The organism is Pseudomonas sp. GM102 (genome assembly GCF_000282555.1).
Classification (GTDB): Bacteria; Pseudomonadota; Gammaproteobacteria; order Pseudomonadales; family Pseudomonadaceae; genus Aquipseudomonas.
In genome coordinates this window covers 1-22,989 of the sequence record NZ_AKJB01000076.1, presented here as the reverse complement: position 1 = coordinate 22,989, position 22,989 = coordinate 1, and the positions used below count along the sequence as shown (strand labels likewise).

The 22,989-nt window shown below is 59.5% G+C and carries 20 protein-coding genes and 1 tRNA gene; 14 read left to right on the top strand and 7 right to left on the bottom strand.

The window, feature by feature from the left end; genetic code table 11:
* The first annotated feature begins 90 nt into the window (after positions 1-90).
* Positions 91-468 (top strand): YbaN family protein, encoded by a 378-nt coding sequence (locus PMI18_RS09675; protein ID WP_007903345.1) that lies wholly within the window; start codon positions 91-93, stop codon positions 466-468.
* A 189-nt stretch (positions 469-657) separates the two neighbouring features.
* Positions 658-1,989, top strand: coding sequence for a CoA transferase (locus tag PMI18_RS09680; protein WP_007903344.1), 1,332 nt, complete (start codon positions 658-660; stop codon positions 1,987-1,989).
* A 114-nt stretch (positions 1,990-2,103) separates the two neighbouring features.
* Here the strand turns inward: PMI18_RS09680 and PMI18_RS09685 are convergent, their stop codons facing one another.
* A complete protein-coding gene (locus tag PMI18_RS09685) occupies positions 2,104-2,967 on the bottom strand; it encodes a DNA-3-methyladenine glycosylase family protein (protein ID WP_007903341.1) in 864 nt (287 codons plus the stop codon).
* Positions 2,964-4,391 carry an arginine-ornithine antiporter gene (arcD, locus tag PMI18_RS09690; protein WP_007903340.1) on the bottom strand — a complete coding sequence of 476 codons (1,428 nt, stop codon included), beginning with the start codon at positions 4,389-4,391 and terminating at the stop codon, positions 2,964-2,966. The genes PMI18_RS09685 and arcD (PMI18_RS09690) overlap by 4 nt, the downstream gene beginning before the upstream one ends.
* 445 nt (positions 4,392-4,836) lie before the next feature.
* Between arcD (PMI18_RS09690) and arcD (PMI18_RS09695) the strand changes: the two genes are divergently transcribed.
* The 12 genes from arcD (PMI18_RS09695) to PMI18_RS09750 all read left to right on the top strand — a co-directional run bounded on the left by arcD (PMI18_RS09695) (position 4,837) and on the right by PMI18_RS09750 (position 19,473).
* Positions 4,837-6,264, top strand: coding sequence for an arginine-ornithine antiporter (gene arcD, locus PMI18_RS09695; RefSeq protein ID WP_007903339.1), 1,428 nt, complete (start codon positions 4,837-4,839; stop codon positions 6,262-6,264).
* Positions 6,265-6,299: 35 nt separating this feature from the next.
* The gene (arcA, locus tag PMI18_RS09700) at positions 6,300-7,556 is read left to right on the top strand and encodes an arginine deiminase (RefSeq protein WP_007903338.1); all 1,257 of its coding nucleotides are present in this window, start codon (positions 6,300-6,302) and stop codon (positions 7,554-7,556) included.
* 69 nt (positions 7,557-7,625) lie between these two features.
* Positions 7,626-8,636: an ornithine carbamoyltransferase gene (locus PMI18_RS09705; protein ID WP_007903335.1), complete on the top strand. Its 1,011-nt coding sequence runs from the start codon at positions 7,626-7,628 to the stop codon at positions 8,634-8,636.
* 191 nt (positions 8,637-8,827) lie between these two features.
* A complete protein-coding gene (arcC, locus tag PMI18_RS09710) occupies positions 8,828-9,757 on the top strand; it encodes a carbamate kinase (protein ID WP_007903333.1) in 930 nt (309 codons plus the stop codon).
* Between the two features lie 12 nt (positions 9,758-9,769).
* Positions 9,770-10,132, top strand: a complete 363-nt coding sequence (locus tag PMI18_RS09715; RefSeq protein WP_007903331.1) for a DUF5064 family protein — start codon at positions 9,770-9,772, stop codon at positions 10,130-10,132.
* Positions 10,133-10,346: 214 nt separating this feature from the next.
* Complete coding sequence (locus PMI18_RS09720) at positions 10,347-11,855, top strand: sigma-54-dependent transcriptional regulator (RefSeq protein ID WP_007903330.1); 1,509 nt, start codon at positions 10,347-10,349, stop codon at positions 11,853-11,855.
* A gap of 456 nt (positions 11,856-12,311) precedes the next feature.
* Complete coding sequence (gene gcvH / locus PMI18_RS09725; protein ID WP_007903329.1) at positions 12,312-12,695, top strand: glycine cleavage system protein GcvH; 384 nt, start codon at positions 12,312-12,314, stop codon at positions 12,693-12,695.
* 11 nt (positions 12,696-12,706) lie between these two features.
* The gene (gcvP, locus tag PMI18_RS09730) at positions 12,707-15,559 is read left to right on the top strand and encodes an aminomethyl-transferring glycine dehydrogenase (RefSeq protein ID WP_007903322.1); all 2,853 of its coding nucleotides are present in this window, start codon (positions 12,707-12,709) and stop codon (positions 15,557-15,559) included.
* 203 nt (positions 15,560-15,762) lie between these two features.
* A complete protein-coding gene (locus tag PMI18_RS09735; protein ID WP_007903321.1) occupies positions 15,763-17,139 on the top strand; it encodes an L-serine ammonia-lyase in 1,377 nt (458 codons plus the stop codon).
* 33 nt (positions 17,140-17,172) lie between these two features.
* Complete coding sequence (gene gcvT, locus PMI18_RS09740) at positions 17,173-18,297, top strand: glycine cleavage system aminomethyltransferase GcvT (protein WP_007903320.1); 1,125 nt, start codon at positions 17,173-17,175, stop codon at positions 18,295-18,297.
* A gap of 379 nt (positions 18,298-18,676) precedes the next feature.
* Positions 18,677-18,889, top strand: coding sequence for a cold-shock protein (locus PMI18_RS09745; protein ID WP_003175786.1), 213 nt, complete (start codon positions 18,677-18,679; stop codon positions 18,887-18,889).
* Between the two features lie 95 nt (positions 18,890-18,984).
* Positions 18,985-19,473 (top strand): RDD family protein, encoded by a 489-nt coding sequence (locus PMI18_RS09750; RefSeq protein ID WP_007903319.1) that lies wholly within the window; start codon positions 18,985-18,987, stop codon positions 19,471-19,473.
* 131 nt (positions 19,474-19,604) lie between these two features.
* Here the strand turns inward: PMI18_RS09750 and nadA are convergent, their stop codons facing one another.
* The 5 genes from nadA to ybgF all read right to left on the bottom strand — a co-directional run.
* The gene (gene nadA, locus PMI18_RS09755; RefSeq protein WP_007903318.1) at positions 19,605-20,663 is read right to left on the bottom strand and encodes a quinolinate synthase NadA; all 1,059 of its coding nucleotides are present in this window, start codon (positions 20,661-20,663) and stop codon (positions 19,605-19,607) included.
* A gap of 251 nt (positions 20,664-20,914) precedes the next feature.
* Positions 20,915-20,990: transfer RNA gene (locus PMI18_RS09760), tRNA-Lys, on the bottom strand.
* A gap of 63 nt (positions 20,991-21,053) precedes the next feature.
* Positions 21,054-21,746 carry a 7-cyano-7-deazaguanine synthase QueC gene (gene queC, locus PMI18_RS09765; RefSeq protein ID WP_007903317.1) on the bottom strand — a complete coding sequence of 231 codons (693 nt, stop codon included), beginning with the start codon at positions 21,744-21,746 and terminating at the stop codon, positions 21,054-21,056.
* A 1-nt stretch (position 21,747) separates the two neighbouring features.
* A complete protein-coding gene (queE, locus tag PMI18_RS09770) occupies positions 21,748-22,395 on the bottom strand; it encodes a 7-carboxy-7-deazaguanine synthase QueE (protein ID WP_007903309.1) in 648 nt (215 codons plus the stop codon).
* 166 nt (positions 22,396-22,561) lie between these two features.
* Positions 22,562-22,989: tol-pal system protein YbgF (gene ybgF, locus PMI18_RS09775; RefSeq protein ID WP_007903306.1), on the bottom strand; the 428-nt coding region annotated here is incomplete at its 5' end.

Sequence of the window (22,989 nt, the reverse complement as noted above, 5' to 3'; positions counted from 1 at the left end):
AGCTATTTTGAATGTTAAGCAGCCTTCGCGAGCAAGCCCGCTCCCACAGGTTATGTGTGAACTGCAGCCTTGCGATCCACCTTGAACCCCATGCCTCACCCAACCACCTCAAAACTCACCCGAATCCTCTTCGCCCTGCTGGCCTACATCAGCTTGGGCATCGGCCTGATTGCCATCGTCATCCCCGGCCTGCCGACCACCGAGTTCATTCTGCTGGCCGCCTGGGCCGCCACCAAGAGCTCGCCACGCCTGAGTGCCTGGCTGGAAAACCATCGGCTGTTCGGGCCGATCCTGTGCAACTGGCGCAACGGCAAAATCATCGCTCGTCGAGCCAAGGTCAGCGCCACCGTCAGCATGCTGCTGTGCGCGGGGTTGATGCTGGTGATGCTTGATCACGGCTGGCCGATTTACCTGGCCATCGCGGGCATGGGCCTGGGGAATTTATGGATCTGGTCACGGCCGGAATAACGCTCGATAGGTCTGATGGATCAACACCGCCCCCTGTAGGAGCGAGGCTTGCCCGCGAAGGGAGCGCTGCGGTTTTTCAGACAGACCGCATTATCGTTCTTCGCGGGCAAGCCTCTCTCCTACAGGGATTTCAATCCGGCCTGGAAGATTTTTGATCTATGCTCGGGCTCTCGCTCCGGAGGGCCTTCGATGACTGATTTACTCACGTACATTCAAGCCGAACTCGGCTTGCCGCACACCCTAATCCCGTTCACCTCGAGCGGTGCCCTGCCCTCGGCGTTTGCCGTCACCGACCTTGCCTGCGCGAGCATTGCCGCTGCCGGTCAGGCTGTCAGTGAATTTCTGCAACAACACACCGGCCGTTTACCTACCCTTGAAGTCGACCGCCGCCTGGCGTCGTTCTGGTTCGCGACGTCGATCCGCCCCGTCGGCTGGAGCGTTCCACCGATGTGGGATCCGGTCGCCGGCGACTACGCGACCAAGGACGGCTGGATCCGCCTGCATACCAACGCGCCTCATCATCGTACCGCCGCTGAACGTGTGCTCGGCGCCTGCGCCGACCGTGCAGCGATGGCGAGCAAAGTTGCGCAATGGGTGAAAAGCGATCTGGAACAGGCCGTCGTTGATGCCGGTGGTTGCGCGGCCGAAATGCGCAGCTGGGCGCAATGGCAAGCGCATCCCCAAGGTGTGGCGGTGAATGCCGAGCCGTTGATTCAGTTCAGCGCCGACAGCGGCGAAAATGCAAAGCCGTGGCGGGGTTCGGTGGCGCAACCGCTGGCGGGCATCAAGGTGCTGGATTTGACCCGTGTGTTGGCCGGCCCCATCGCCAGTCGTTTTCTCGCCGGTCTCGGCGCCGATGTGTTGCGCATCGACCCTCCGACCTGGATCGAACCGGGCGTGGTACCGGAAGTCACTTTGGGCAAACGCTGCGCGCGCCTGGATCTGCACGACAAGACTGATCGTGCGGTGTTCGAAAGCCTGCTCAAAGACGCCGACATTCTGCTCCACGGTTACCGCGCCGATGCACTGGAAAGGTTGGGCTACGGCGTCGCCGTGCGTCAAAAGCTGGCGCCGGGCCTGATTGATGTGTGCCTCAACGCCTACGGCTGGAGCGGTCCATGGCAGAACCGTCGAGGGTTCGACAGTTTGGTACAGATGAGCAGCGGGATTGCCGAAGCAGGAATGCAGTGGAAGAAAGCGAACCAGCCGACACCGCTGCCGGTGCAGGCGCTTGATCACGCCACCGGGTATTTGATGGCGGCTGCGGCGATCAAGTTATTAGGACGTGGTGGGTCGGCCAGGTTGTCGTTGGCGCGGACCGCCAAGTTGCTGATTGAACATGGCGCGGGGACCGATGAGGCGTTGCGGGCGGAGGATCAAAGCGATCAAGGGATGTTGGTTGAACAGACGCCTTGGGGGCCGGCCCATCGGTTGAAGGTTCCGCTGAAAATCACCGGGACACCCCTACAGTGGGTGCTGCCAGCCGGGGAATTGGGTTCCCATCGCGCGCAGTGGTGGTGACCATCAGATAGCTATCGCGAGCAGGCTCGCACAGTTGACCGAGTCGTATTGGAAAAATGTGATCACCTGTGGGAGCGAGCCTGCTCGCGATAGGGCCGAAACCTGGAACTGTATTCAATCCGGTCGGCTCAGCGATGTCCAAAGCACCTGCGCCGCATACCCTCGAAAGGGCCGCCAAGCCTCGGCCCTCACCCACAACTCCCGAGCTGTCACCGCTCCACCTTCCAGCGCCGCCAGCGAGTTGATCAACCCCACATCCCCACTAGGAAACGCATCCATCTCCCGCAACTGCCGCAAGGCAATGTATTGCGCCGTCCAATCACCAATCCCGTGCAATGCCAGCAACCGCGCCACACCGCCTTCCCGTTCCGGTTCAAATAACAAGGGATCGTCCAACAAAGCCTGCGCCACGCCAGACAAGGTTCGACCGCGACTTTTCGGCATTCCCAACGTTGCCAGATTCGCTGTTGCCAATGCGCCAGCATCAGGAAACACATGACTCAACCCCGGCTTCGGCGACTGCAATGGCTGTCCATATTGCACCACCAGTTTCCCCGCCAACCTGATCGCCGCGACCACGCTGATCTGCTGCCCCAACACCGCACGAATGGCCAACTCCAGCCCATCCCAAGCCCCGGGTACTCGCAGCCCCGGACGCGCGGCAATCAAGCGCGCCATCAACGGATCAACCGCCAGTTGTCGATGAATGGCTGGCAAATTCGCATCCAGATCAAACATCCGCCGCAGCCGCGCGACAATCTCCGGTACTGCCGCTGAATCAGGAAAATCCAGCGTCACTTCCAGCACATCGCCCGCCCCTGGCCTGACCGAAATCAAACCGTGAACACCGTTCAATGCGATGCTGCGCGAGTACACCCCATCGGCCACCGTTTCCATCCCGACCACCGCCCGCGCCGACAAAAAACCCAGCATCGCCGACCAGTCATAAGGCGGTTGATACGCCAGCAACAACCTCACAACGACAACAATCCGCTGTACAACCCATAGGCAGCCAACCCCGCCCCGGCAACCACACAGCTGAAAATGCCTTTCTCCACCAACGTAAACAGCGGTTTGCCCTGCTCCCGCTTGGCCTGGGCAAACAAAATCACCCCCGGTGCATACAACAACGCCGAGAGCAGCAGGTATTTCACGCCACCGGCATACAACAACCAAACCGCATAACACAGGGCAATGCCACCGATCAGCAAGTCTTTCGTGCGCTCGGCCGAAGCATGCTCATAGGTTTCCCCTCGTCCGCTCAACAACACCGCATACGCCGCCGACCATAGATACGGCACCAGAATCATTGATGAGGCGAGGTAGATCAGGCTGGTGTAAGTACCAGCGGAAAACAGCGTGATCAGCAGAAAAATCTGGATCATCACGTTGGTCAGCCACAGTGCGTTGACCGGCACATGGTTGGCGTTCTCTTTTTTCAGGAAGGCAGGCATCGTCTTGTCTTTCGCGGTGGCGAAGAGGATTTCTGCGCATAGCAACGCCCAGGACAGCAAAGCTCCCAATAGCGAAATAGCCAGGCCGATGCTGATCAACAGCGCGCCCCAAGGGCCGACGATATGTTCCAGTACTGCCGCCAGCGACGGGTTCTGCAAGGTGGCCAATTGCGGTTGGCTCATGATGCCGAGCGACAACAGGTTCACCAGCACCAGCAGAGCCAACACACCGATAAAACCGATGACCGTCGCCCGGCCCACGTCCGAACGTTTCTGCGCCCTCGCCGAATACACACTGGCGCCTTCGATACCGATGAACACGAATACGGTGACCAGCATCATGTTGCGCACCTGGTCCATCACGCCGCCGAAACTCGGGTTGCTGCGGCCCCAGATGTCGCGGGTGAAGATGTCCGCCTTGAAGGCCACGGCGGCGATGACGATGAACATGATCAGCGGCACGATCTTGGCCACCGTGGTCAGTTGATTGATGAACGCCGCTTCCTTGATGCCGCGCAGCACCAGAAAATGCACGGCCCACAGCAGCACCGAGGCGCAGCCGATGGCGATCGGCGTGTTGCCCTGGCCAAACACCGGAAAGAAATACCCGAGGGTGCTGAACAGCAATACGAAATAACCGACGTTGCCCAGCCAGGCGCTGATCCAGTATCCCCAGGCAGACGAGAACCCCATGTAATCGCCGAACCCGGCCTTGGCGTAGGCGTACACCCCGGAGTCCAGTTCCGGCTTGCGATTGGCCAGGGTCTGAAAGACGAAGGCCAGGGTCAGCATGCCAACGGCAGTGATCGCCCAACCAATCAATATCGCCCCGGCATCGGCACGCGCCGCCATGTTTTGCGGCAAGGAAAAAATCCCACCGCCAATCATCGATCCCACCACCAAAGCGATCAGTGCACTCAGGCGAAGCTTTTGCGTCGGTTGCGACATTCGTGCATCTCCCCTTCCCTGCCGCGCTATAGCCGCGAGACCGTCACATAGTCGGTTTTTAACTAAATAGATAAAGCGTAATAACGTTTATCAATTAACGCCAATTTGTCTTTATTTATAACTTATCACGCTATCGCAGCTGCCCGGAAATAGCGATTTTGTCGGTACATTCTAATAAATCAATATCACTGCAAAACCAAAAGACCAATACTTGCCAAAACAAAAAAACGAACTAGCGTTTATAACTCAATTGATACGCTTTATTTCTTTCAATTTTATCCGAAGTCTCTGGAACGGCTTACCGGGCATCAGTCTTTATGCCTGCCAAAGCCCCATAAATCTTTAATTAACAAGGGAATGTGATCATGTATTGATCTAAGTCAGATGATTGAACAGCGAACGAAACTAACCTATTTTCTCTCTTCTCCTGCACTGGAGTCATGCAATGTCTGAATCCCCCGGAAAACTGAAACTCGGCGCCCTGGTTGCATTGGTTGTCGGCTCAATGATTGGTGGCGGGATCTTCTCTTTACCCCAGAACATGGCCGCCAGTGCAGACGTCGGTGCCGTTCTTATCGGTTGGGCAATTACCGCAGTGGGCATGTTGACCCTGGCCTTCGTGTTCCAGACCCTCGCTAATCGAAAACCTGATCTGGACGGCGGTGTCTACGCCTACGCCAAAGCCGGTTTTGGCGACTACATGGGTTTCTCGTCCGCCTGGGGTTACTGGATCAGTGCCTGGCTGGGTAACGTTGGTTACTTCGTTCTGTTGTTCAGCACCCTCGGCTATTTCTTTCCCGTTTTTGGCGAGGGCAATACCGTGGCGGCCGTGATCGGTGCATCGCTGCTGCTCTGGGGGGTGCATTTCCTGGTATTGCGCGGAATCAAGGAAGCAGCGTTCATCAACCTGGTGACCACCGTCGCCAAAATCGTGCCGCTGCTGCTGTTTGTCCTGATCGCGATTTTCGCCTTCAAACTGGACATCTTCACCGCCGACATCTGGGGCCTGAAAAACCCTGACCTGGGCAGCGTGATGAACCAGGTGCGCAAGATGATGCTGGTCACCGTCTGGGTGTTCATCGGCATCGAAGGCGCGAGTATCTTCTCGGCCCGTGCGGAAAAACGCAGCGACGTGGGTAAAGCCACCGTCATCGGTTTCATCACCGTGCTGCTGTTCCTGGTGCTGGTGAACGTGCTGTCGCTGGGGATCATGACCCAACCGGAATTGGCAAAACTGCAGAACCCGTCCATGGCCGCGGTGCTGGAACACGTGGTCGGTCATTGGGGCGCGGTGCTGATCAGCGTCGGTCTGATCATCTCGTTGCTGGGTGCGCTGCTGTCGTGGGTGTTGCTGTGTGCGGAGATCATGTTCGCCGCCGCCAAGGACCACACCATGCCGGCCTTTTTGCGCAAGGAAAACGCCAACCATGTGCCGGTCAATGCGCTGTGGCTGACCAACGCCATGGTCCAGTTGTTCCTGATCATCACGCTGTTCTCGGCCAGCACTTACCTGTCGCTGATCTACCTCGCCACCTCAATGATTCTGGTGCCGTACTTGTGGTCGGCGGCTTACGCGCTGCTGTTGGCGGTACGCGGCGAGAGTTATGAAAACGCTGCGGCCGAGCGCAGGAAAGACCTGTTCATCGGTGCCGTCGCGTTGATCTACGCGGTCTGGCTGATCTATGCCGGCGGCGTCAAATACCTGCTGCTCTCCGCCCTGCTCTATGCGCCCGGCGTGATCCTGTTCGCCAAAGCTAAACTTGAAGTCAACAAACCGGTTTTCACCAACGTCGAGAAGCTGATTTTCGCAGCGGTCGTCGTGGGCGCCCTGGTGGCGGCTTACGGGCTGTATGACGGCTTCCTGACCCTGTAACACCTGACCCATTTGTCATCTGGAGGATCACTGTAATGACCACCGAAAAAGTTAAGTACGGCGTCCATTCCGAAGCCGGCAAACTGCGTAAAGTCATGGTTTGCTCCCCCGGCCTGGCCCACCAGCGGCTGACCCCGAACAACTGCGATGAACTGCTTTTCGACGATGTGCTGTGGGTGGCTCAAGCCAAGCGTGACCATTTCGACTTCGTCACCAAAATGCGCGAGCGCAACGTCGACGTGCTGGAAATGCACAACCTGCTGACCGACATCGTCGCCATTCCAGAAGCGCTGGACTGGATCCTGGAGCGCAAGATCACCGCCAATTCGGTGGGCTTGGGTCTGGTCAATGAAACCGCATCCTGGCTGCGCAGCCTGGAGCCGCGCAAGATTGCCGAGTTCCTGATTGGCGGTGTCTCGGCCGATGACCTGCCGGACAGCTTCGGCGGCAAGACCATCCAGATGTTCCGTGAGTTTCTCGGTCACTCCAGTTTCATTCTGCCGCCGCTGCCCAACACCCAGTTCACCCGTGACACCACCTGCTGGATCTATGGCGGCGTGACGTTGAACCCGATGTACTGGCCGGCGCGTCGTCAGGAAACCCTGCTGACCACCGCCATCTACAAATTCCACCCGCAGTTCACCAACGCCGACTTCCAGATCTGGTACGGCGACCCGGATCAGGACCATGGCAGCGCCACTCTGGAGGGCGGCGACGTGATGCCAATTGGCAACGGCGTGGTGTTGATCGGCATGGGCGAGCGTTCGTCCCGCCAGGCCATCGGCCAATTGGCGGTCAATCTGTTCAAGAACAAAGCCGTCGAGCGGGTGATCGTCGCCGGCCTGCCGAAGTCCCGCGCCGCGATGCACCTGGACACCGTGTTCAGCTTCTGCGACCGCGACCTTGTGACCATTTTCCCGGAAGTGGTGAGCCAGATCGTCGCCTTCAGCGTGCGCCCCGACGAAAGCAAGCCGGGCGGCGTCGACGTTCGCCGCGAAGAAACCAGCTTCCTCGACACCGTGGCCAAGGCCCTCAACCTCAAAGCGCTGCGCGTGGTGGAAACCGGCGGCAACGCCTTCGCCGCCGAACGTGAGCAATGGGACGACGGCAACAACGTGGTGGCCGTGGAGCCGGGCGTGGTGATCGGTTATGACCGCAACACCTACACCAACACCCTGCTGCGCAAGGCCGGTGTGGAGGTCATCACCATCACCGCCGGCGAACTCGGTCGCGGGCGTGGCGGCGGCCACTGCATGACCTGCCCGATCATTCGCGACCCTATCGACTATTAACTTTCAAACCCTGGCCGCCGCTTATCCAGCGCGGCCCGGGGGATAACCGATACCCAAGGAGATCCAATCATGGCTTTCAACATGCGCAACCGCAGCCTGCTGAGTTTGATGCACCACACCACTCGCGAGCTCAATTACCTGCTGGACCTGTCCCGAGACCTCAAGCGCGCCAAGTACACCGGCACCGAGCGTCCACACCTGCAAGGCAAGAACATCGCGCTGATCTTCGAAAAAACCTCGACCCGCACCCGCTGCGCCTTCGAAGTCGCGGCCCATGACCAGGGCGCCCACGTCACCTACATCGACCCGGTGTCGTCGCAGATCGGCCACAAGGAAAGCATGAAAGACACCGCCCGCGTGCTGGGGCGGATGTTCGATGCCATCGAGTACCGCGGCTTCGAACAGGAAATCGTCGAAGAACTGGCCAAGTTCGCCGGCGTGCCGGTGTTCAACGGTTTGACCGCTGAATTCCACCCGACGCAAATGATCGCCGACACCCTGACCATGCGTGAACACAGCGACAAGCCGCTGCACGACATCAGCTACGCCTACCTCGGCGATGCCCGCTACAACATGGGCAATTCGCTGTTGATGATCGGCGCCAAACTCGGCATGGACGTGCGCATCGCCGCGCCGAAAGCGCTGTGGCCACATCAGGACTTCATCGATCAGTGCAAAGCCTTCGCCGAGGAAAGCGGCGCGCGCATCACCATCACCGAAGACCCGAAGGAAGCGGTCAAGGACGTGGACTTCATCCACACCGACATCTGGGTGTCGATGGGCGAGCCGGTGGAAGCCTGGGACGAGCGCATCGAGCAACTGCTGCCCTACCAAGTCAACGCCGAAATGATGAAGGCCTCAGGCAACCCGCGGGTGAAATTCATGCACTGCCTGCCGGCGTTCCACAACAGCGAAACCAAGGTCGGCAAAGACATCGCCGCGCGCTATCCGCACCTGGCCAACGGCGTCGAAGTGACCGAGGACGTCTTCGAATCGCCGGCCAACATCGCCTTCGAGCAAGCGGAAAACCGCATGCACACCATCAAGGCGATTCTGGTCTCGGCGCTGGCGGATATTTAAAGACTGACGCGGTGATCGTTCCTACGCTCTCCGCTGATCGTTCCCACGCTCTGCGTGGGAATGCATCCGGTGACGCTCCGCGTCACATGGGACGCAGAGCGTCCCGGGCGGCATTCCCACGGGGACCGTGGGAACGATCAGCGAGGGAACGATCATCGGGTTGTTCGCTCCCTCTCTGAAAGGACTGAATTATGCGTATCGTCGTTGCTCTGGGCGGTAACGCCCTGCTCCGCCGGGGTGAACCCATGACCGCGGACAACCAGCGCACCAACATCCGGATCGCTACCGAACAGATCGCCAAGGTCCATCCCGGCAACCAACTGGTGATCGCCCACGGCAATGGTCCGCAGGTCGGGCTGCTGTCGCTGCAAGCGGCCGCCTACACCCAGGTTTCCGCTTACCCGCTGGACGTGCTCGGTGCCGAAACCGAAGGCATGATCGGCTACATCATCGAACAGGAACTGGGTAACCTGCTGGACTTCGAAGTCCCGTTCGCCACCCTGCTGACCCAGGTCGAAGTCGACGCCAACGACCCAGCGTTCCAGGCCCCCAGCAAACCCATCGGCCCGGTCTATACCAAGGCCGAAGCAGAAAAACTCGCTGCCGAGAAAGGCTGGGCGATTGCTCCGGACGGCGACAAGTTCCGCCGCGTAGTGGCCAGCCCGAGACCGAAACGCATCTTCGAAATCCGCCCGATCAAGTGGTTGCTGGAAAAAGGCAGCATCGTGATTTGCGCGGGCGGTGGCGGTATCCCGACGATGTACGGCGCCAGTGGAAAACTGCAGGGCGTGGAAGCGGTGATCGACAAAGACCTGTGCTCGGCGCTGCTGGCCGAACAGCTTGAAAGCGATCTATTGGTGATTGCCACCGACGTCAGCGCGGCGTTCATCGACTTCGGCAAACCGACCCAGAAAGCCATCGCCCAGGCCCACCCGGATGAAATGGAAAAACTCGGCTTCGCCGCCGGCTCCATGGGACCGAAGGTCCAGGCGGCCTGCGAGTTCGCCCGCCATACTGGAAAAACCGCGGTGATCGGTTCACTCTCGGACATCGAAGCGATCGTCCAGGGCAAGGCCGGCACGCGTATCAGCACGGCGACACCTGGCATAACTTACTTGTAAGGAGAGACGTCAATGGCAACGTTTGAGCCCGGTCATCTGCACATCGAGCGCCACGCGCTGACCCCGGATGATGTCAATTACAACGTGCACCTCAACTATGAAGTCTCGCAGGATCCCAAGAAAGGCAAAGGGATACTGTTCACCCTGCACGGCAGCATGCAGGGAAAGGACATGACGGAGACCTTCTTTCTGCCCAAGGAGGAGGCTTACAACTTCGCCAACAACGTGACGAAAATCGCCGAGAAGTACGGAATCCCGAAGACACACAGCCAGATCGGCTCGGTTCACAAGCATTACGATTTAATGTTTGAAGACATCCGCAAGCAGCTGGATATGAAATCCGGCGACCCGGTAAACCTCGAGCACTTCGAATAACCCACGTACCTTGTGGGAGCGAGCCTGCTCGCGATGACGGACTTTCATTCGCTATACGACCTTGTAGGAGCGAGGCTTGCCCGCGAAGCTTTTAGCGGTCTTGATGGCCTCTTCGCGGGCAAGCCTCGCTCCTACAAATTTTCACGTGCATTTCACCTAAGACCCGCCCCAAGGCATACTTGCCACCCTCCGCATTCCAGAACCCAACCGCCCCATGCGTATCCACGTCAGCTTCATCGACCGCGTCGGCATCACCCAGGAAGTCCTGGCCTTGCTCGGTGGGCGCAATCTCAATCTGGATGCGGTAGAAATGGTCCCGCCCAACGTCTACATCGACGCCCCGACCTTGAGCCCGGCAGTGCTCGAAGAGCTGCGCGACGCGCTGTTCAGCGTGCGCGGCGTGCAAGCGGTGACGGTGGTCGACATTCTTCCCGGCCAGCGCCGTCACTTGCAGCTCGATGCGTTGCTCGCCGCCATGACCGACCCGGTGTTGGCCCTCGACAGCGCTGGCAAGGTACTGCTGGCCAACCCGGCGCTGATCGCCCTGTACGGCCGCGAACCGGCGGGTGAAAGCGTCAGTGAGCTGTTTGCCGACCCGGCGCTGCTCGACGCGTTGCTGGAAAACGGCTTCCGCCTGCCGCTGCGCGAAATCACCGTCAACGGCCAGACCCTGCTGCTGGACGCCACGCCGATCACCGACGCCGGTGCGCTATTGACCCTGTATCAACCGAACCGCATCGGCGAACGCCTCTCGGCGCTGCACCACGATCACGCCGAAGGCTTCGACGCGCTGCTCGGCGAATCCCCGGCCATTCGTACGCTCAAGGCACGCGCCCAGCGAGTCGCAGCCCTCGATGCACCGTTGCTGATCCAGGGCGAAACCGGCACCGGTAAAGAGCTGGTGGCTCGCGCCTGCCACGCCATCAGCGCTCGCCACAGCTCGCCGTTCCTGGCTTTGAACTGCGCGGCACTCCCGGAAAACCTCGCCGAAAGCGAACTGTTCGGCTATGCCCCCGGCGCATTTACCGGCGCGCAACGGGGCGGCAAACCGGGGCTGATGGAACTGGCCAACCAGGGCACGGTATTTCTCGACGAGATCGGTGAGATGTCGCCGTACTTGCAGGCAAAACTGCTGCGCTTTCTCAACGATGGCAGCTTCCGACGGGTCGGTGGCGATCGCGAAGTGAAGGTCAATGTGCGGATCCTCAGCGCGACCCACCGCGATCTGGAAAAAATGGTCAGCGAAGGCACCTTCCGCGAAGACCTGTTCTATCGCCTCAACGTCCTGAATGTCGAAGTCCCGCCGCTGCGCGAGCGCGGCCAGGACATTCTGCTGCTGGCGCGCTACTTCATGCAGCAGGCCTGCGCGCAGATCCAGCGCCCGGTCTGTCGTCTGGCGCCGGGCACTTATCCGGCGCTGTTGGGCAACCGTTGGCCGGGCAATGTGCGGCAACTGCAGAACGTGATCTTCCGCGCCGCTGCAATTTGCGAAAGCAGCCTGGTGGACATCGGCGATCTCGATATCGCCGGCACTTCCGTGGCGCGACAGAGCGATACCGAAGTCGACAGCCTCGAGCAGGCCATGGAAGAGTTCGAGAAAACCCTGCTGGAAAAGCTCTACGTCAGCTACCCCTCGACCCGCCAACTGGCCAGCCGCCTGCAAACCTCCCACACCGCGATCGCCCATCGGTTGCGTAAGTACGGCATACCCAACAAACCGTAGGGCTTGTGGCTGAACACAATCCCCTCAACACCACAAAACCCTGTGGGAGCGGGCTTGCCCGCGATGGCTATCTAACATTCGGCATAGAGGTTGAATGTAATGGCCCCATCGCGGGCAAGCCCGCTCCCACAGGTTCTGCGCTACTTTTCAAAATCATCTTCAAAAACGACCTCCATCTGTACTGAAAGCGCTACAGTGGAATGAAATCGCTACACCATCCCCTGATCACCGCTGTGCAAGGCTTTGATCCACCTCAGCTTTTTTCTTCAGTCTGTACTGTAGCGATTTCGCTACAGTCAATCCATTTCAGCCCTTCACAAAAACCAATAACTAATTGATTAATAAAGAATAAATAACATTGGCCGCGTTTTTGCTTAGTAACCATCCATAAAGTACGGCATTGCCGAGCATTCAATCGCGTCCACCAGACGAGTCTGGCCCCCCTTAGGAGTTTCCATGAGCGAGTTGCGTTTTACTGAAGATCACGAATGGCTGCGCACCGAAGCTGACGGCACCGTAACAGTCGGCATCACCGCTTTCGCACAGAACGCCCTGGGCGACGTGGTTTTCGTACAACTGCCTGAGCTGCAGTCCTACGACAAAGGCGCTGAAGCCGCCACCGTGGAATCGGTAAAAGCCGCCAGCGGCGTGTACATGCCACTCGACGGTGAAGTGCTGGAAGTAAACCCGGCGCTGGACAGCAGCCCTGAACTGGTCAACGAAGATCCGCTGGGCGAAGGCTGGTTCTTCCGCTTCAAGCCAACCGACGCCTCGGCTGTCGGCCAATTGCTGGATCAAGACGCTTACGACCGTCTGATCAAAGCCAACGCTGAAGCCTGAGGAGCGCTGACATGACTCAAATTAATCTCGGCACTGCCAACGAATTCATCGCGCGCCACATCGGCCCGCGTGCCGGCGATGAGCAAGCCATGCTCAACAGCCTTGGCTTTGACTCACTGGAAGCCCTGAGCGCCAGCGTCATTCCCGATAGCATCAAAGGCACCAGCGTCCTCGGCCTGGAAGACGGCTTGAGTGAAGCGGATGCCCTGGCGCTGATCAAATCCATCGCCGGCAAAAACCAGCTGTTCAAGACCTACATCGGTCAGGGCTACTACGGCACTCATACGCCGTCGCCAATCCTGCGCAACCTGCTGGAAAACCCGGCCTGGTACACCGCTTACACCCCGTACCAACCAGAAATTTCCCAGGGCCGTCTCGAAGCGCTGCTGAACTTCCAGACCCTGATCAGCGACCTGACCGGCCTGCCGATCGCCAACGCCTCGCTGCTCGACGAAGCCACCGCTGCTGCCGAAGCCATGACCTTCTGCAAACGCCTGAGCAAGAACAAAGGCAGCCACGCGTTCTTCGCCTCGGTTCATTGTCACCCGCAAACCCTCGACGTGCTGCGCACCCGTGCCGAGCCGTTGGGCATCGACGTGGTGGTCGGCGACGAGCGCGAACTGAGCGACGTCAGCGCATTCTTCGGTGCTTTGCTGCAATACCCGGCCAGCAACGGTGATGTGTTCGACTACCGCGAACTGACCGAGCGTTTCCACGCCGCCAACGCGCTGGTCGCCGTCGCGGCTGATCTGCTGGCCCTGACTGTACTGACCCCGCCAGGCGAATTTGGCGCCGACGTGGCCATCGGCAGCGCGCAACGCTTCGGCGTGCCGCTGGGTTTCGGTGGCCCGCACGCGGCCTACTTCTCCACCAAAGACGCGTTCAAGCGTGACATGCCAGGCCGTCTGGTCGGTGTTTCCGTGGATCGTTTCGGCAAGCCGGCCCTGCGCCTGGCCATGCAGACCCGCGAGCAACATATCCGCCGCGAGAAAGCCACCAGCAACATCTGCACCGCCCAGGTTCTACTGGCCAACATCGCCAGCATGTACGCCGTGTACCACGGCCCGAAAGGCCTGACGCAGATCGCCCAGCGCACTCATCACCTGACCGCGATCCTCGCCAAAGGCTTGAGCGCATTGGGTCTGACCGTCGAGCAAGCCAACTTCTTCGACACGCTGACAGTCAAGACCGGCGCGCAAACTGCTGCTTTGCACGACAAGGCTCGCGCCCAGCGCATCAACCTGCGCGTCGTCGATGCTGAACGTCTGGGCCTGTCGCTGGACGAAACCACGTCGCAAGCTGACGTTGAAACCCTGTGGAGCGTGCTGTCTGAAGGCAAGGCGCTGCCAGATTTCGCCGCCCTCGCCGCCTCGGTGCAAAGCACTCTCCCGGCCACACTGGTTCGCCAATCGCCGATCCTCAGCCACCCGGTGTTCAACCGTTATCACTCGGAAACCGAGCTGATGCGCTACCTGCGCAAGCTCGCCGACAAGGATCTGGCCCTGGATCGCACCATGATCCCGCTGGGTTCGTGCACCATGAAACTCAACGCCGCCAGCGAAATGATCCCGGTGACCTGGGCTGAATTCGGTGCCTTGCACCCGTTCGCCCCGGCCGAGCAAAGCGCCGGCTACCAGCAGCTGACCGATGAACTGGAAGCGATGCTCTGCGCCGCCACCGGTTACGACTCGATCTCCCTGCAACCGAACGCCGGTTCCCAGGGTGAATACGCAGGTCTCTTGGCGATTCGTGCCTACCACCAGAGCCGTGGCGAAGACCGTCGCGACATCTGCCTGATCCCCTCGTCTGCCCACGGCACCAACCCGGCCACCGCCAACATGGCTGGCATGCGTGTGGTTGTGACTGCCTGCGATGCCCGCGGTAACGTCGACATCGAAGACCTGCGCGCCAAGGCCATCGAGCACCGCGAACACCTCGCCGCGCTGATGATCACCTACCCGTCCACCCACGGCGTGTTCGAAGAAGGCATCCGCGAAATCTGCGGCATCATTCACGACAACGGCGGCCAGGTGTACATCGACGGCGCCAACATGAACGCCATGGTCGGCCTCTGCGCACCGGGCAAGTTCGGCGGCGACGTGTCCCACCTGAACCTGCACAAAACCTTCTGCATCCCACACGGCGGTGGCGGCCCAGGCGTCGGCCCGATTGGCGTCAAGTCGCACCTGACGCCGTTCCTGCCGGGCCACGCGCAGATGGAACGCAAGGAAGGCGCGGTCTGCGCGGCACCGTTCGGCAGCGCGAGCATTCTGCCGATCACTTGGATGTACATTCGAATGATGGGTGGCGCGGGTCTCAAGCGTGCTTCGCAACTGGCGATCCTGAACGCCAACTACATTTCCCGTCGCCTCGAAGAGCACTACCCAGTGCTGTACACCGGCAGCAACGGGTTGGTGGCGCATGAATGCATCCTCGACCTGCGTCCGTTGAAAGACAGCAGCGGCATCAGCGTCGATGACGTCGCCAAGCGCCTGATCGACTTCGGCTTCCACGCCCCGACCATGTCGTTCCCGGTAGCCGGCACGTTGATGATCGAGCCGACCGAAAGCGAATCCAAGGAAGAACTGGACCGCTTCTGCGACGCCATGATCCGCATCCGCGAAGAAATCCGCGCGGTGGAAAACGGCACGCTGGACAAGGACGACAACCCGCTGAAAAACGCGCCGCACACCGCCGCTGAAATCGTCGGCGAGTGGACTCACCCCTACAGCCGCGAGCAAGCGGTGTACCCGGTTGCATCGCTGATCGAAGGCAAGTACTGGCCACCGGTCGGTCGCGTCGACAACGTCTTCGGCGATCGCAACCTGGTCTGCGCCTGCCCGTCGATCGAAAGCTACGCTTAAACCAATGGGGGGCGGGTTCACTCGCCCCCCGATTTCAAGAACACCACAAAAACCTGTGGGAGCTGGCCTGCCAGCGATAGCGGTGCATCAGTCGACATTTCCGTTGCCTGACACCCTGCAATCGCTGGCAGGCCAGCTCCCACAGGATCGTGCCTGGCCTGACATTTCGCCAATTCCCATAACAAGAAAACCGGAGAACAACCATGTCGTTAAGCGTGTTCGACCTGTTCAAGATTGGCATCGGCCCCTCCAGCTCCCACACCGTCGGCCCGATGCGTGCTGCTGCGCGCTTCGCCGAAGGTCTGCGCCGTGAAGGGCTGCTGCCGGCAACCACTTGCGTCAAAATCGAGCTCTACGGCTCGCTCGGCGCCACCGGCAAAGGCCACGGCAGCGACAAGGCTGTGTTGCTGGGCCTGGAAGGCGAACACCCGGATACCGTAGACACCGAAACCGTCGCCGCTCGCCTGCAAGAGATTCGCGGCAATGGTCGCTTGAACCTGCTCGGCGAACACAGCATTGCGTTCAACGAGAAAGAACACCTGGCGATGATCCGCAAACCGTTGGCGTATCACCCCAACGGCATGATCTTTCGCGCGTTCGATGCCGCCGGTCTGCAAATCCGCAGCCGCGAGTACTACTCGGTCGGTGGTGGCTTCGTGGTCGATGAAGACGCTGCCGGCGCCGACCGCATCGTCGAAGACGCCACCCCGTTGACCTTCCCGTTCAAAAGCGCCAAGGACCTGCTCGGTCATTGCACCACCTATGGCTTGTCCATCAGCCAAGTGATGCTGACCAATGAGAGTGCCTGGCGTCCGGAAGCGGAAACCCGTGCCGGTTTGCTGAAGATCTGGCAAGTGATGCAAGACTGCGTCGCCGCTGGTTGTCGCAACGAAGGCATTTTGCCCGGTGGGCTGAAGGTCAAACGCCGGGCTGCAGCACTGCATCGGCAACTGTGCAACAACCCAGAATCGTCACTGCGCGATCCGCTGTCGGTGCTGGACTGGGTGAACCTCTACGCTTTGGCGGTCAACGAAGAAAACGCCAACGGCGGACGCGTGGTCACCGCGCCCACCAATGGTGCGGCCGGAATCATCCCGGCGGTGCTGCATTACTACATGCGCTTCATCCCCGGTGCCAACGAAGACGGCGTCGTGCGTTTCCTGCTGACAGCCGCCGCGATCGGCATTCTGTACAAGGAAAACGCCTCGATCTCCGGCGCCGAAGTCGGTTGCCAGGGTGAGGTCGGCGTCGCCTGTTCCATGGCGGCCGGCGCCTTGTGCGAAGTACTCGGTGGATCCGTGCAGCAGGTGGAAAACGCCGCCGAAATCGGCATGGAACACAACCTCGGCCTGACCTGCGACCCGATTGGCGGGCTGGTGCAAGTGCCTTGCATCGAGCGCAATGCCATGGGCTCGGTCAAGGCCATCAATGCGGTGCGCATGGCCCTGCGCGGCGACGGTCAGCACTTCGTCTCCCTCGACAAAGTCATCCGCACCATGCGCCAGACCGGCGCCGACATGAAAAGCAAATACAAGGAAACCGCCCGTGGCGGTTTGGCGGTCAACATTATCGAGTGCTGATGCACGCATCTGCACTATTTTCAGGAGCTGGATATGTCCACCGAACAACTGTTGAAAACCCCGTTGCACGCACTGCACCTCGAACTCGGCGCCCGCATGGTGCCGTTTGCCGGCTATGACATGCCGGTGCAATACCCGTTGGGCGTGATGAAAGAACACCAGCACACCCGTGATCAGGCCGGGCTGTTCGATGTTTCGCACATGGGCCAGATCCGCCTGACCGGCGCCAATGCGGCCAAAGCCCTGGAAACCCTGGTGCCGGTGGACATCATCGACTTGCCGGTGGGTATGCAGCGCTACGCAATGTTCACCAACGAGACCGGCGGCATCCTCGACGACCTGATGGTCGCCAACCTCGGTAATGACGAACTGTTCCTGGTGGTCAACGCGGCTTGCAAGGATCAGGACCTGGCGCACCTGCGCAAGCACATTGGCGAGCAGTGCAGCATCGAACCGCTGTTCGAAGAACGCGCATTGCTGGCGTTGCAAGGCCCGGCCGCCGTCACCGTGCTCGCACGCCTGGCACCTGAAGTTGCGAAGATGACCTTCATGCAGTTCGCCCGCGTGAAGCTGTTGGGCGTGGACTGCTTTGTCAGCCGTTCGGGTTACACCGGTGAAGACGGTTTCGAAATATCCGTACCGGCCGCCAATGCCGAAGCCCTGGCTCGCGCCCTGCTGGCCGAGCCGGAAGTGGCAGCCATCGGCCTCGGCGCTCGCGACTCCCTGCGCCTGGAAGCTGGCCTGTGCCTCTACGGTCACGACATGAACACCGAAACCACCCCAATCGAAGCCAGCCTGCTGTGGGCCATCTCCAAGCCTCGTCGTGCCGATGGCGCGCGGGCCGGCGGCTTCCCTGGCGCTGAAACCGTGTTCGCCCAGCAGCAAGCCGGTGTCAGCCGCAAACGCGTTGGCCTGCTGCCACAGGAACGTACACCAGTGCGCGAAGGTGCAGAGATCGTCAACGAAGCCGGCGATATCATCGGCAGCGTGTGCAGCGGCGGCTTCGGTCCGACCCTCGGCGGTCCTTTGGCCATGGGTTACCTCGACAGCGCTTACATCGCTTTGGATACGCCAGTTTGGGCGATTGTTCGTGGGAAAAAGGTGCCTTTGCTTGTAAGCAAAATGCCATTTGTTCCACAACGCTACTATCGCGGTTGATTGACTGTTTCTATAAGTAACGCGGCTGCGTTAATAGTGCACTAATCTGTAACGCAGCCGCCATAAAACAGTGCGCACGTTTCGTTTATGAACGTTACTTATAACGATCGAAAACAACTGAACGACGCTATCGAATAAGCCTGCGCTAGTGTCACCAACCCGAGGAAACACGGGCCTTCGCAGGGCTTGTTTTTTCTCCCGTAGTTGGCGTAGAGTTTGTTCACTGTGTTTGCATGGGTCGCTTGGAATCGTGACCTGGGCAGTAGCCTACAAGTTAGCTACATCCCGTTCGACGTCTTCTTACTCTCCTGCAACCAGCCCCAGTACTCTTTCATCAGAAGGAGGCTGTCATTCATTTTTGCGTCAAAGGAAATAAGAAATGTCCCAACGTCAGAGCGGTACCGTCAAGTGGTTTAACGACGAGAAAGGTTTTGGTTTTATCACTCCAGAAAGCGGTCCGGATCTGTTCGTACATTTCCGCGCTATTCAGGGCAACGGCTTCAAGAGCCTGAAAGAAGGCCAGAAAGTGACTTTCGTTGCTGTGCAAGGCCAGAAAGGCATGCAGGCTGACGAAGTACAAGCAGAAGCCTGATCTTCTGTAACGAAAAAGCCCCTGATGCTGACATCAGGGGCTTTTTTGTGCGCGTAAATCCGTAAAATGGCTTCTTTTTCCATTCAGAGGCTGCCATGTCGAAACACCTGCTCTACCCACAGGGCGACTTCCCCGCCGTCGGCCTGGGTCGTCGCCTGGCAGCGATGTTCTACGACTTCCTGTTATGCACCGCCCTGCTGATCGTCACCAGCGGCATTTACAAGATGATCCAGATGGCGATCATCGGCGAAGGTCAAATGCGTGCCTTGACCGAAGCCGGTGCACTGGACGGTGATCCACTGCTATCAACGGTGCTGTTGTTCGTGCTGTTCGGTTTCTTTGCCAAGTTCTGGACTTGGTCGGGGCAGACGCTGGGGATGCAGGTGTGGGGCATCCGCGTGCAAAACGCCGATGGCTCATCCATCAGCCTGTGGCAGGCACTGCTGCGCTTTGTGGTATCGATCGCGTCCTGGCTATGCCTCGGGCTGGGGTTCTTCTGGTCGCTGTTCGACAAGCAGAAGCGCAGCTGGCATGACATTTACTCCAACACCCAGTTGGTGCGGATTCCGAAGAAGACCAAATAGCACAGGCAATGCAAATCACGGTGGCGAGGGAGCTTGCTCCCGCTGGGGTGCGAAGCGCCCCCAAATGCGGCTGCTGCGCAACCGAGCGGGAGCAAGCTCCCTCGCCACAACAGCTCTCGCCACAGTAAGTATTAGGCGTTGCCGGCCAACTTCATCCGCGCCGCCTGCGTGAAATCAAGCATGCGCTTGAGCGGCCGAATCGCCTGCGGAATCAACGCCGGGTCGACGAAGATCTCGTTAGTCCCTTCCCTCAAGCTCTTCAGCATGCGCTCAAGGGTGTTCATCGCCATCCACGGGCAATGCGCGCAACTGCGGCAGGCCGCGCCGTTACCGGCCGTTGGCGCCTCGATAAAGACCTTGTCCGGGCACAGCTGCTGCATCTTGTAGAAGATGCCGCGGTCGGTCGCGACGATCAGGGTCTTGTTCGGCAGACTTTGCGCCGCAGCGATCAGCTGACTGGTGGAACCCACCGCGTCGGCCAACTCGATGACGGCAGTCGGCGACTCCGGGTGCACCAGAATGGCCGCATCCGGGTACAGCGCCTTCATGTCTTCGAGCTGCTTGGCCTTGAACTCTTCGTGAACGATGCAGGCACCGTCCCACAGCAGCATGTCGGCACCGGTCTTGCGCTGGATGTAAGTGCCCAGGTGCTTGTCCGGGGCCCAGATGATGGTTTCGCCGTTATCCATCAGGCTTTCGACGATTTCCAGCGCACAGCTGGATGTCACCACCCAGTCTGCCCGGGCTTTGACCGCCGCCGAGGTGTTGGCATACACCACCACTGTACGTTCCGGGTGCTGATCGCAGAACGCCGAGAACTCGTCTACCGGGCAACCCAGGTCCAGCGAGCAGGTCGCTTCCAGGGTCGGCATCAGCACGCGCTTTTCAGGGTTGAGGATTTTCGCGGTCTCGCCCATGAACTTCACGCCAGCGACCACCACGGTCTTGGCCGGATGGGCATTGCCGAAGCGGGCCATCTCCAGAGAGTCGGAGACGCAGCCACCGGTTTCTTCGGCCAGGGCCTGAATGACCGGATCACAATAGAAGTGGGCAACCAGCACCGCGTCCTGAGCCTTGAGCTCGGCAGCGATGGCAGTACGGTAATAAGCCTCTTCCTCGGCTGTCAGCGGCTTGGGCTGCTTGGCGTCGAGGTGGGCTTGAACCAGAAGGCGTTCGGAAATCTGCGTCATGTTCGCAAGACCTGCAGGCGCTTTCGCGCGAAAGTCGAGTATACACCCGGCTCCGGACCCTTAAGGGTACCGCCGGGAGAGTGAGTATTCATCAGGCGTGGATAGCGTTGAAGCTGCGCAAGGCTACAGAATATCCCATGGATGCAAAAGATGATTCTGACCTGCGTCACCCGGACTGAGTCGACCTCAAATCGCGGGCAAAAAAAAACCCGGAAATCCTCACTTACGTGGGCCTTCCAGATTTTTTAAAATGGTGGGTCGTGTGGGATTCGAACCTACGACCAATTGGTTAAAAGCCAACTGCTCTACCAACTGAGCTAACGACCCGCTGTGTGGTGGCGCGTATAATACTGATTTTTAAGGACTATTCAACACCTAATTTGAAATAAATCAAAAATAAGGTGTTGGGTCAGTCACACCGGCCGCCGCGAAGCCTTCTGCACGCAGGCGGCAGCTGTCGCATTTACCGCAGGCACGGCCATTATCGTCCGCTTGATAGCAGGAAACGGTCAGCCCGTAATCGACACCAAGCTTCACCCCAGCCTGAACGATCTGCGCCTTGCTCAGGTTCTGCAGTGGCGCCTGGATACGGAAGCCCTGCCCTTCTACCCCGGCCTTGGTCGCGAGGTTGGCCATGCGCTCGAAGGCTTCGATGAACTCGGGACGGCAATCCGGGTAACCGGAGTAATCCACCGCGTTGACCCCGATAAAGATGTCGCGAGCACCGAGTACTTCAGCCCAGCCCAACGCCAGGGACAAGAAAACGGTGTTGCGTGCCGGCACGTAAGTCACCGGAATACCTTCGCCCGCTTCTTCCGGCACGTCGATACTGGTGTCGGTCAATGCCGAACCGCCGATGCCGTTCAGGTTCAGGCCGATCACCTTGTGCTCGACCACACCCAGGTCTTGGGCGACACGTGCGGCGGCGTGCAATTCGGCATGAGACCGTTGACCGTAATCGAAGCTCATGGTGTAGCAGCTGTAGCCTTCGGCACGGGCCATGGCCACGACTGTCGCGGAGTCAAGGCCGCCGGACAGCAGGATGACCGCACGTTTTTCTGCGGTGTTCGTTTGTTCAGTCATTTCAGCGCCCCGGCTCGTCATTCCAAAGATATTTATGCAGCTGCAATTGCAGACGCACAGGCAGATTGTCCGCCACCACCCAGTCCGCCAGATCGCGCGCGCTCAGGTCATGGTGGCTCGGCGAGAACAGGACTTCGCCGGCACGCTGATCCAGACCGTATTGAATCAGCTTGGACACGGCCCAGTCGTAGTCTTCCCGCGAGCAGATGACAAACTTTACCTGATCGTTAGGCGTGAGCAGCTCGATGTTCTCATAGCGGTTGCGGTGCGCTTCCTTAGAACCCGGGGTTTTCAGGTCGACGACGCGACTGACCCGTGGATCGACCGCCGAGATATCCAGCGCGCCACTGGTTTCCAGCGACACTTCGTAGCCGGCGTCACACAACTGTTTGAGCAAGGGGATGGCATTCGGTTGCGCCAGGGGCTCGCCGCCCGTGACACAAACATAACGCGGGCGAAAACCGGCCACTTGCTCGAGGATGTCGTCGAGCGTGCGAATGGTGCCGCCAGTGAACGCGTAGGCGCTGTCGCAGTATTGGCAACGCAATGGGCAACCGGTCAGGCGCACAAAAACAGTGGGCAGCCCGGCAGTCCGCGTTTCACCCTGCAACGAGTAGAAAACTTCGGTGATTCTCAATGTGTCTTGCATAGTCGCCACGGGCGTAACAGCTAAACAGGCTGTCCGCCTCCGTCAGGCACTTCAAGGAACCTCGCCAACGCGCAGATCCCAAAAAGCGTGTTTCATAAAAAGGGCATGAATTCTAACGAAAAAACCCGCGACAAGCGCGGGTTTCTTCTAAACGCGTCAAGCAAGCTTACATGCGCTGCAAATCGCGTTGAGCCAACTGAGCGGCGGAAGTGCCCGGATACTGGGACACAACCTGCTGCAGAATGCCTTTGACCCGGTCGGTATGACCAAGGCGGCGCTCTACATCAGCGAGCTTGTACAGCGAGTCAGGCACTTTTGGGTGCTTGGGGTACAGCTGCGAAACCTTGGCAAATGCCTGACCTGCGCCTTGCAGATCACCTTTGGCCAGGTTCACTTCACCCAACCAGTACTGGGCGTTGCCCGCGTATTGGCTGTTCGGGTATTTGCGCAGGAATGCGGCGAAAGCCTGGCTGGCCTTGTCGAAATCCTTGGCCTTGATCAGGTCGAAGGCTGCATCGTAATACAGTTTTTCCTTCGCCGGATCAGCCGGTTCGCTACCTGCGGCAGGCGCTTGTGTGGCAGCGGCTGCCGCTC